The organism is Collinsella sp. TF06-26 (assembly GCF_002232035.1).
GTDB lineage: Bacteria > Actinomycetota > Coriobacteriia > Coriobacteriales > Coriobacteriaceae > Collinsella.
Window position 1 is genome coordinate 38,770 of the sequence record NZ_NKXR01000015.1, and the last position, 10,625, is coordinate 49,394.

Consider the following 10,625-nt stretch of genomic DNA (forward strand, 5'->3'; position numbering starts at 1 on the left):
ACATGCGCCAAAACGGATCTAACTTAAACGGGCGCTCGGGTGCGCGTCCGACGGCGCGCCGCGACCTGGGGCAGCTGCCCAGCGGTCAGCGTCGACGTCGCCGTAAGCCCGGCGCGATGTACCTCAACCATAGCCGTGGGTTTAGCGAACGCAGCGCGCGCATCGGCAACGGGCGCTCGCCGCGCCGACCGTCCCGTCTGCCCTATGCGCTTATCGCCGTGGGTTGCGCGCTCGTGCTGTTTATCGCTGCCGTCGTGGGCTACGTCAACCGCAGCGTGGACGTGGAACTCAACGGGCAAAAGACCGCGGTGCGCGTGGGCTCTACGTTGCAGAATCTTATCGACGATCAAAGCCTGACCGAAACGTACGACGCCGGTGATCTGCTGGCCGTCGACGACAGCGTGCTTAAGCGCCATGGCGGCGAAAAGCTGTCGGTGAAGGTCGACGGCAAGCGCGTGAAGCAAGGCAAATGGGATAGTCGCGAACTTGAGGGCGGCGAGAAGGTGACGGTCAAGGACGGCCGCAACGCGTACGAAAAGCACGAGGTCCAGGCCACGACTATCGAGCCAAAGCTTAAGGTCGAGGGCACGGGTGCCATTGAGTATGTCAAAGCCTGGGGTGTTCAGGGCCGCTCCGAGGTATGGGTCGGCGAGCAGTCGGGCAAGACGCAGGACCGCGGCGAGGTCGTGCCCGCCACCGACTGCGTAGTCGAGTGCGCAAGCGTAGCGCCCAAGGGCAACGAAAAGTACGTGGCCCTGACATTTGACGAGGGTCCGAGCGGCGCGACCAAGCAGATCTTGCAGGTGCTCAAGGAAAAGGGCGTCACGGCGACGTTCTTCCTTTCGGGCGATGCCGCGGAAGCCTCGCCCGCTACTGCCAAAGCGATTGTCGATGCCGGGTGCGAGATCGGCTCCAACAGCTACAGCGATGATTCGCTCAAGGGCGAGGATCGCGAGACGGTGCGCAAGCAGATCACGAAGGGCACCGAGGCGATTAAGTCGGCGACCGGCGTCGAGACGATGTTGCTGCGTGCCCCTTACGCCGCGTTTGACGAGCAAAACTGGATCGATTCGATGGACCTGGTGTCCGCCGTGGTTTCGTGGAATATCGATTCGGGCGACTGGCTGCTCAACGGCGCTGACGAGCAAGTATCGACCGTGCTCGACTCGGTGACGCCGGGCAATATTGTGCTGCTCACCGATAGAGACGAATGCGCCGAGCAGACGCTCGAGGCGCTGCCGCAGATTATCGACGGTCTTGTCGCCGATGGCTACAAGATCGTGACGCTCGGCGACCTGGTCAAGACGGACACGTCGCTGAGCAAAAAGCTCACCTCGCTGACGAAGGTCACCATGCCCAAGGGCGCCGTGTTCCCCCAACTTGCCGAGGACGATGACACCACAGAGTAGTCATTGGGTAGTCGTTTAAGAACGTCCCCAATGGCTATGTCACGGATACGTCAGCGTTTGGTATGCCTGCAATGTGCAGCGCATAAATTCGATGCCGCAGGGCGATGCTGATGCTATAGTTACTGCGGTTAATGAGGGTCAAGAGAAAGGTTACAGGTGAAATCCAAACCTCGACCATACAGTCGATGACCCCATGCAGGTGCTTTTTGCGCATGCACGGGGTGTAAGCGTCGAGCGGCGTGCCGCCCGCGCATGCGTATACATGTCTAAAAGTCCACGGATTGCGTGCCGGCATGGCCACGCGGTCCGCAGGAATAATGATGGGGAGCACCATTGAATTATCTGAGTGAGATGCTCAAATTGCCGGTCTTGGACGTCGATGGCGAAAAGCTCGGCGTTGTGAACGATTTTGGCATTGCAACCGGCGAAGTTTTTCCGCACGTGACGTCGCTCGCGTTCCGTGGTCCCGGCAAGACGCCGTTTATGATCAGCTGGCGCAAATGGGTCGACCGTATCGACGAGACGGGCGTTCATCTTAAGTCGCCGGCCACCGAAATCCGTTTTTCGTACTTGCAGCCGACCGAGCTGTTGCTGGCTCGCGACGTGCTCAACAAACAGATTGTCGACACGCAGGGCATGAAGGTCGTGCGCGTCAACGACATCAAGTTTTCCATGTCGGGCGAAAACCAGCTGCGCCTGCTGGGTGCCGAGGTCGGTGCTCGCGGTCTGCTACGCGCCATCAGCCCCGCGCTCGAGCATATCGTCGAAGGCTTTATGAAGCACCTGGGCAAGCCACTCAGTGAGGACATCATCGCTTGGTCCTACATGGACCTGCTCGACCGCTCGACCAAGAACATTCAGCTCTCGGTGTCGCACAAGACGCTCGGCGAGCTGCACCCTGCCGACATCGCCGACATTATCGAGCAGCTCGACCCGCGCCTGCGTGCGCAGGTGTTTGCGCAGCTCGATACTGCCCAGGCCGCCGAGGCCATCTCGGAGTTCGATGACGACGAGCTTATGACCGAGATGCTCGAGGGCCTGTCCGACACCGACGCATCGTCGATGCTGGCCATGATGGACCCGGACGACGCTGCCGACCTGATCGACGAGCTCGATTATGAGAAGGCCGAGAAGCTCCTGCGCCTGATGGGCGTCAAGGAGGAGAAGGCGATTCGTAATCTGCTGGGGTATGAGGACAACACCGCCGGCCGCATCATGACCTCGGAGTTTGTCTCCCTGCCCGCAACGGCAACGGTCGGTGATGCCATCGAGGCGATTCGCGAGCTCGACGAGGACTTCGAGAGCGTCTACTACGTCTATACCGAGGATCCGAGCGGCATGCTGACTGGCGTGCTTTCGCTGCGCACGCTGATCGTAGCCGATCGCGAGGCTACGCTGGGTCAGCTGGCCTATCGCGACCTGGTCTATGTGTCGCCCGACGAGGACCAGGAAGACGTGACGGACGAGATGACCAAGTACGACCTGGTCGCTATCCCCGTCTGCGACGAGAACCGCCACATCCTGGGCATCGTGACCTTCGACGACGCCATGGACGTTATCGCCGAGGAGCATCAGGAGGACCTGCAGATCGCCGGTGTCGGCTCGGGTGACAGCGCGTCCGACGACTCGACGAACGTGCTCAGCTGGTTCGTGCATCGCCAGTACTGGGTTGTTGTATGGGGCATCGCATCGTGCATCATGGCGACCGTGCTGGGAACGGCGCTCGGCTCCGCGCATCTGGTGGTGTTCCCCATGTGCGCCATGCCGCTCGTGCTGCTGGCGGCCTCGCGCATGGTGTCGTTCGTCAAGAACTACTTCCTGGAGTATGACGGTCACGACGACGAGCCCAAGCCGTATCTGGGGTTCTTCTTCCAGAGCACGGGCATGGGCCTGATTCTGTCGCTCGTGACCTACCTGTGCGCCCAGCTGGTGCGCACCGCTGCGTTCCCCGATGCGCCCATGTTTGAGGAGCAACTCTTTACCGGGTGTTTTAATATCGCTGCCATCATTTGCCTGGTTGGCAACATGAGTGCCGTGATTTACCTGATGGTGCTGTTCTGGCGTGACGAGCATGACCTCAACACGTCGGGCACCGCCATGAACGTCATTGCCGTCATGATCTCGTGTGTGGCGTATTGCATCGCCGCGGTGCTGCTCGCCATGTCAGTCATGGGTTAGGTGGTCGCGTGCAAAATACCAAGCAAAAGTCGGGCACCAAGCAAAAGCTGACCATCGCGGCCATCTTTGGCGCTATGGGTCCCGGTCTGCTGGCGGCGCTTTCGGGCAATGACGCCGGCGGCATTGCAACGTATTCCAGTGCGGGCGCCAGCTATGGCTACAAGATGCTCTGGATGCTTCCCGTCATGACTGTGCTGCTCATCGTGACGCAGGAGACCGCGGCGCGCTGCGGCTGCGTCACGGGTAAGGGCTTGGCATCGCTCATTCGCGAGCGTTTTGGCGTGCGCAAGAGTGTACTTGCTATGGCGGCGCTGTTGATCGCCAACACGGCTGTGACCATTTCGGAGTTTGCGGGTATCGCCAGCGGTCTTGCTCTCTTTGGCGTGCCGGCGAGCATCTCGGTGCCGTTGGTGGCGCTGCTGGTATGGATGCTTACCATGTCGGGCAGTTTCCAGCGCATCGAGAAGATTCTGCTGCTGGTGAGCTGCGTGTTCGTGACCTATATCGTCGCCGCGTTTATGGCCGGTCCCAACTGGGGTGAGGTCGCGGTCGACCTGGTCGTGCCTAACATTCAAAATGACCCCAGCTACGTGTCGCTCGTGGTCGCAACGATCGGTACCACCATCGCGCCGTGGATGATTTTCTTGGCGCAGAACAACGTGGTCGATAAGAACGCGGGCGAGGACGACATCGTGCTGCAGCGCATCGATACCGTGAGCGGCTCGATCGCTGCCGATATCATTGCCGGCTTTATTATCATCACGACCGGCACGGTGTTGTTCCCGGCGGGTATTCAGATTAGCGATGCTGCCGATGCTGCCCGCGCGCTGGAGCCCATCGCGGGCCAGTGGTCTACGGTGCTGTTTGCCTCGGGCTTGGTCGCGGCGAGCTTCTTGGCTGCCTGCGTGCTGCCGGGCGTTACGTCGAGCGCTATCTGTGAGGCATTTGGCTGGGAGCGCGGTGCCGACCGCAGCTGGGACGAGGCCCCGGTCTATCGCGGCATCATTACGGCCATCATCGGTATCTCTGCCGTGCTGGTGCTTATGCCCGGTGTCGATCTGTTCCAGATTATGATGACCTCGCAGGTCATCAATGGCGTGCTACTGCCCGTGGTTCTGGTGTTCCAGGTGGTTATCGCCGCCGACCGTCACATTATGGGTGCCAACCGCAACGGTCGCGTGTGGAACATGCTCACTTGGGCGACTATCGCCGTGATTACGGTGCTCACGGTCGTCATGTTTGTCCTGCAAGCGATGGGCTACAGCGCTTAACGCCCACTTTTGCTTCCGAACAGGCCGCAGCGATGGGCTGCGGCCTGTTTTTTGTCTGCTATAGGGTGTTAGTTATATAGCAATGGACAAAAAATGCCAAATATGAGTACTGTTGCTAAGTGAATAGCATTTACATCCTAAAAGATAATGAACATAGCCTTTAGTATGTTCATTAAAATTGGCTCCAATACGCCTTAAACCAGTCAGGTTGGCTGCTTTAGGGGGTTGTAGGGGTCGCTCGGACGTCATTTTGGGTGGTTTTGCCTGCTACTAAAATGGTAACAGTACTCATATTTGCCCTTTTTTGCCCACAGACCTTTGAGGGTGCGGCGAAAAGGGCTTGTTTTGATTGTTTGGGGCAGGCACGAGGCGCGGAAACGATGTCTGGAGCGACGGAGCGGCCTGGAATTCATCCGTAGAGGTCTTCATTGGCTGCGCCAGGAGTGTCCCTAACTGCCGGAGGGGGTGTCTGCCGTGGCAGACACCCCCTCCGGATGTGGGAAGTTTGCACTGCAGGTTACTTGTCGGTGCCCAGCTTGTGCGGCTTGAGAGCGAGCGCATTGACGAGCGCGTCGGTGGCAGACTTGACGGCCGCCGGCTGCGGATCGTTGACGTGATCCTCGGGATGCACGGGCAGGTCCTTCTTGACTGCATCGTGGATCAAGTTGAGGTACTCAGTCACGCCAGTGGTCGACAGGTGCGTGCCATCGCCATCGAACAGGTCGTTGCGATTGGCACTGTATCCGTACCAGTCGATAACGCGCACGTTCTTGTAGCGCGTGGCGGCGTTGGCGATGGCCTGGTTGGTAGAGCCAACCCACGGCTGCGGGCTGCGCGTGTTCACAAACACCACAATACGCTTATCTCCTGCATCGGCCATGATGGCGTCGATCTGGTCGTCGGTTACCAAGCCATTGGTTCCCAGCGCAAAGACCACGATCTTGCCGGCAAGGTTCTGTTGGAGATAGCCCTCAAATGTCGCGCGGCCCGCATCAAACTGGCGGCCCTTTTCGGCATCGATGTGACTGTGGGGGAACACGCCGTCAAAGGAATCGACGGCGCGCAGCGACACGGAGTCACCGATCATCAGCAGGTCGTAGGAGCCATCGGGGAAGCCGTCGTTGTCCTTGTCGGTGTCGTCGGCTGCCTGTTGGTCCGTTGGCGCGGTGTTCTTGGCTTCCTTGTTGAGGACTTCGGCGCCCTCACCGCTCAGTGCAGACGTCTCGGGCACAAAGACCAGGCCGCCCAGTGCAACGACCAACACGACAGCGCAGGCTGCGCAGACAGGGACGTGCGCGCGTACCCAGTTGGCGGGCGTGGTGGTGCCGTCGCGGAACTCGGATACGGTGCGCCCAAAGGCACCCTTTCTAAACGGCGTCTCGATAAAGCGATATGAGCATTCGGCTACGGCGACCACCAACAACACCTGCAAAATGTACTGCCACCACGGCGTATCGTTGATGTTGGCGACCGGGTTCATGAGCAACAGCAGCGGATAGTGCCACAAGTAGATGCTGTACGAGCGTTTGCCAACCCACACGAGCGGCTCGGCGGACAGCGCGTGGGCAACCATTCCCTGGGGCTGCACGCAGGCCGCGATGACCATGAGCGTGAGGATGGAGCATAACAGCGTACCGCCGCGATATTGGAACGCGGTGTAGCCGTTGGTGAGCGCGACCATGGCGGCAAGGCCAACCAGACCCACGACGCCCAACACATCGATGGATGCGGGCGAAGACCAAAAGCGCACGAGGGCGCTCGGCTGTGCCGGGACGTTCTCGGCTGCGTCGTCGGTCGTAGCGTCATGCTTGCCCTCGGCGTTCTTGCCGTGCTTGGCGGCGCCAGCCAGGCGATTGAGCCCCAAACGATGAGCGAGACGCACCGGTGCCAGGTCGCAATCGGGGATAAAGGCCATCCAGGCGCCCAGCAGCAGCGAGAACACGCGGGTGTCGGTGCCGTAGTACACGCGGCTGGGGTCGGCGGCGGGGCTATAGAGCACCATCATGGCGATGGCGGAGACGGCAGCCAGGCCCAGAACCACGCGGCGTGTGTTGGGCTTGCTCATGTGCATGGATACCATAGCGAGCAGCAGCGGGGGCCAAACCAGGTAGAACTGTTCCTCGATGGCAAGCGACCAAAAGTGCGTAAGCGGCGAGGGGTCGCCCAGAGCATTGAAGTACGAGACGTCCTGCATAATCTGCCACCAGTTGTTAAAGAACAGCAGCGACGGCAGGATGTCGGGGCGCATCTTGGTGAGCATCACGTGGTTAAAGATGGTGCACAGCGCGCAGGTCACGAAGACTACCGTTACCACGGCGGGGACCAGGCGACGGATGCGGCGAATCCAGAAGCTCTTAAGGTCGATGCGGCCGGTCTTAGCGACTTCGTTGAGCAGCAAGCGCGTGATCAGATAGCCCGAAAGCACAAAGAAGATCGTGACGCCAAGCAGGCCGCCCTGAGCCCACGTGAGGTTGAGGTGATAGAGCACCACCGCGACGACGGCAAGCGTGCGCAGGCCGTCAAGGGCAGGGATGTAGCGGGACTTGGGGCGAGCAGGCGTCTGCTCCGCGGCGGGAGTGTTGGCGCGGCTCGCGTTGTTGGCAGAAGCGCGATGGTGGCTCGCGGTGTGTCGCGGCTCGTTGGCACGGCGCTCGCCCTTCACGCGTTCGTGCGGCGCCGGCTCGGTGCCCGTGCGGCGTCGACCGCGCGAGCCCGATTGCGAGAATTGTTCCATAAAACATCATCCAATGACGAGAATAATCAGCACGTATTCATTGTAGCTGCCTGCCCCTGTGAATGCTTGCTGCTGGCGCAAGCTCAAGCGCGCGTCCACATCAAAGTGGACTAAAGTTATAGGGGGTGCGAGAGTGCACAATCGTTGGTCGACGGTGGGCGCAAAGCCTGAAGACGAGGAGGTTTCCATGGCGGATCACAGCATCGTTGCGGTGTTCGGCAGCATGAACATGGACCTTTCGGTGGCGTGCGAGCGCATGCCGCGTGCGGGCGAGACAGTCGGTGGCAGCGGTTTTATCACCAACGCTGGTGGCAAGGGCGCTAACCAGGCCGTCGCTGCTGCGCGCATGGGTGCGCGCACGTGCATGATTGGCGCTGTTGGGCGCGATACCTTTGGCGATGCGCTTGTGGCAGGGCTCCAGGATGCCGGCGTGGGCGTTGAGTTTGTGGCGCGTCGCGATGACGTGGAGACCGGTACCGCGACCATCATTCGCTGCGAGGGAGACAACCGCATCGTGCTGTCGCCGGGCGCCAACCACGCGCTTACGGGTGAGGATGTGGCCTGCGCGCTGAGGCACCTGGTGGCCGATGGGCTCGACGGCGACGCCAGCGAGATTGCCCCGGCTGCCGGAAGCGTCTTTATCGCCCAGGGCGAATGTGACCTGGCGGCGACGGCCGAGGCGCTTGCTTGCGCTCACGAGCTGGGGTTCTATACGATCTTTAACCCAGCGCCCGCCTGCGACCTGCCGGCAGGAGCGTGGCCTGCGGTCGACCTGGTTTGCCCCAACGAGACCGAGTGCCAGGTGCTGACGGGCGTTCTGCCCACGGATGATGCGAGTTGCGTCGCCGCGCTCAATGCGCTGCTCGACAAAGGCGCCGCCGCCGCGGTCATCACGCTGGGAGGCGCCGGCTCGGTTACGCTCGGCGATGGCGGTGAGCCGCTGCGCATGCCGGCGCTTTCGAGCGCGGTGGTCGATACGACGGCCGCGGGCGATACGTTTATCGGCGCGTTGGCGGCGGCTCGCCTAGAGGGCTTGCCGCTCTTTGAGTGCATGGCCGCGGGCGCCCGTGCCTCGGCACTGACGGTGTCACGTTTGGGTGCACAGCAGTCGATTCCCACGAGTGCCGAAGTTGAGCGCGCGTTTGGTTTAGACGATTACGTACAAGACGGAGAAGCGGAGTAGAGCAATGGCAATTAAGAAGCTGATCCTTGATCTGGATATGGGCGTGGACGATGCGATGGCGCTTGCCTATGCCATCGCGAGCCCCGAGGTGGAGCTCGTGGGCATTACCACGTGCTTTGGCAACGTGCGCGTTGACCAGTCGGCGCATAACTGCCTGGCGGTGCTCGACCTGTTGGGCCGTCCCGAGGTGCCGGTGTACCTGGGTGCCGACCGTCCCCTACAGGCGAGCGAGCCCTATACGCCGCCGGCGTCCACCACGCTCATCCACAGCAAGAACGGCATCGGCGGCGCGAGCGTGCCTGCGTCTCCCTACGAGCCGGTGGGGGCGAGCTCGGCCGATGGCAACGCCGCAGTCGATTATCTGATCGATGCCGCGCGCACCTATGGGCCCGATCTGGTCTATGTAGCGACCGGCCCGCTCTCCAACCTGGCGCTTGCCCTGGAGCGCGATGCGGCGGCGATGATGTCCATCGGCCGCGTGGTAGTGATGGGCGGCGCCCTGACCGTGCCCGGTAACGTGAGCGCGGGTGCCGAGGCCAACATGGCAAGCGATCCCGAGGCCGCCGATGCCGTGCTGCGCTCGGGCCGCAAGCTCACCATGGTGGGCCTGGACGTGACGCATCGCGTGGTGCTCACGCGCCGCGACATTGCCGGCTGGACGGGCTCGGGCACCATGGCGGGCTGCGCCTTTGCGAGCATGGTCGAGCACTATATCGGTTCGTACGAAATGAACGCGCCCTACCTGGGCGGCTGCGCGCTGCACGATCCGCTGGCGGTTGCCGTGGCGATTGATCCCACGCTCGTGGGTGCGCTCGGCTGTAACCTGCGTGTCGACCTGCTGGGCGAGTATCGCGGCCGCACCATCTGCGACGAGCACCGTCTGTCCGATCCAGATAAGAGCGCGCTCGTGGCGCTGACCGTCGACGCCCCGCGCTTCCTGTCCGAGTTCAAGGCCCGTATGGCTCGTGTCCTGGGCTAAATGATTTTCACGCCCCATTACAGTTTGAGTCGTCCGAAAGGGCGGCTCTTTTCCGTTGCACGGTTATACGATTGAGCCGTACCGGTGGTCGCTGGCCGACCGCCCCGGACGGCCGTCAGCCCCTGCCCCGTAGAGGGCCCGGGACGTGTTGCCGCCGGAGCGGGAGGGGCCGCGGGGAACGACTGATAGAGATGTGCCGGGCCCGGACCGGGCCACGGCCGGGTAATGTGGGTGTCGCTTCCGCGGCTAACGGCCGGCTCAAGGGAGAGGATACACCATGCCAGCAGCAGAGACGCCCGTGGCCTGCCTGGGAATCGACGTCGGGAAGAGCTCGCACAGCGCGTGCGCGCTCGACGCGGGAGGGGGCGTCGCCTTCAGGGCCGAGCTGGCCAACAGGCCCGACGACATCGACCGGCTGCTCGAGCGGGCCGGCTCCGGCGCGCTGGTCGTCGTCGACCAGAAGCGAAACATCGGCGCGCTGGTCCTCGCGCGCGCCCATGCGCACGGGAACCCCTGCGCCTACCTGCCCGGGTACGCCGAGAAGCAGGCCCGCGGGATGTTCCCCGGCATCGCGAAGACCGACGCCATCGACGCCGAGGTGATCGCGCGCACCGCGCTCGGCGCGCCCCGCGCCCTCAGGCCGGCGCCCGAGGAGCCCGAGGGGACCGCCTCGCTGCGGATCCTGTCGTCGCAGCGCGAGTTCGCGTCGTCCGCCAGGACCCGCGCGAAGAACAGGCTGCGCGCGACCCTGCTCGAGGCCGACCCCGCGCTCGAGCGCGCGGTCGACCCGTCGAGCCGCTGGCAGGTGTCGATGCTGGCCGAGTTCGGCGGGGCCGCCGGGTGCTCCGCCGCCGGCTGGCGCAGGTTCTCG

Annotated in this window: 7 protein-coding genes; 6 read left to right on the top strand and 1 reads right to left on the bottom strand. The window is 62.4% G+C overall.

The genetic code is table 11. The annotated features are described in order from the left end of the window. Window positions 1–2: 2 nt before the first annotated feature. The 3 genes from CHY22_RS08495 (at window position 3) to CHY22_RS08505 (ending at window position 4,858) form a co-directional block, all read left to right on the top strand. Window positions 3–1,409: a polysaccharide deacetylase family protein gene (locus CHY22_RS08495; protein ID WP_233502868.1), complete on the top strand. Its 1,407-nt coding sequence runs from the start codon at window positions 3–5 to the stop codon at window positions 1,407–1,409. 333 nt (window positions 1,410–1,742) lie between these two features. Beyond that, the gene (locus CHY22_RS08500) at window positions 1,743–3,587 is read left to right on the top strand and encodes a CBS domain-containing protein (protein WP_089573479.1); all 1,845 of its coding nucleotides are present in this window, start codon (window positions 1,743–1,745) and stop codon (window positions 3,585–3,587) included. A 74-nt stretch (window positions 3,588–3,661) separates the two neighbouring features. After that, complete coding sequence (locus CHY22_RS08505; protein ID WP_089573486.1) at window positions 3,662–4,858, top strand: Nramp family divalent metal transporter; 1,197 nt, start codon at window positions 3,662–3,664, stop codon at window positions 4,856–4,858. Window positions 4,859–5,375: 517 nt separating this feature from the next. Here the strand turns inward: CHY22_RS08505 and CHY22_RS08510 are convergent. Further along, window positions 5,376–7,592 carry an acyltransferase family protein gene (locus tag CHY22_RS08510; RefSeq protein WP_089573480.1) on the bottom strand — a complete coding sequence of 739 codons (2,217 nt, stop codon included), beginning with the start codon at window positions 7,590–7,592 and terminating at the stop codon, window positions 5,376–5,378. Between the two features lie 187 nt (window positions 7,593–7,779). Between CHY22_RS08510 and CHY22_RS08515 the strand changes: the two genes are divergently transcribed. From CHY22_RS08515 to CHY22_RS08525, 3 genes are all read left to right on the top strand, one after another. Continuing rightward, entirely contained in the window at window positions 7,780–8,775 is a 996-nt protein-coding gene (locus CHY22_RS08515; protein ID WP_089573481.1) for a ribokinase, read from the top strand. Window positions 8,776–8,779: 4 nt separating this feature from the next. After that, window positions 8,780–9,754, top strand: a complete 975-nt coding sequence (locus CHY22_RS08520; RefSeq protein WP_089573482.1) for a nucleoside hydrolase — start codon at window positions 8,780–8,782, stop codon at window positions 9,752–9,754. 277 nt (window positions 9,755–10,031) lie between these two features. Next, window positions 10,032–10,625: transposase (locus tag CHY22_RS08525; protein ID WP_143759225.1), on the top strand; the 594-nt coding region annotated here is incomplete at its 3' end.

Excerpts from the sequence above, each read along its gene's own strand:
- CHY22_RS08495 (WP_233502868.1), top strand. The coding sequence starts at position 3 with ATGCGCCAAAACGGATCTAACTTAAACGGGCGCTCGGGTGCGCGTCCG.
- CHY22_RS08515 (WP_089573481.1), top strand. The coding sequence starts at position 7,780 with ATGGCGGATCACAGCATCGTTGCGGTGTTCGGCAGCATGAACATGGAC.
- CHY22_RS08510 (WP_089573480.1), bottom strand. The coding sequence starts at position 7,592 with ATGGAACAATTCTCGCAATCGGGCTCGCGCGGTCGACGCCGCACGGGC.
- CHY22_RS08505 (WP_089573486.1), top strand. The coding sequence starts at position 3,662 with ATGGGTCCCGGTCTGCTGGCGGCGCTTTCGGGCAATGACGCCGGCGGC.
- CHY22_RS08520 (WP_089573482.1), top strand. The coding sequence starts at position 8,780 with ATGGCAATTAAGAAGCTGATCCTTGATCTGGATATGGGCGTGGACGAT.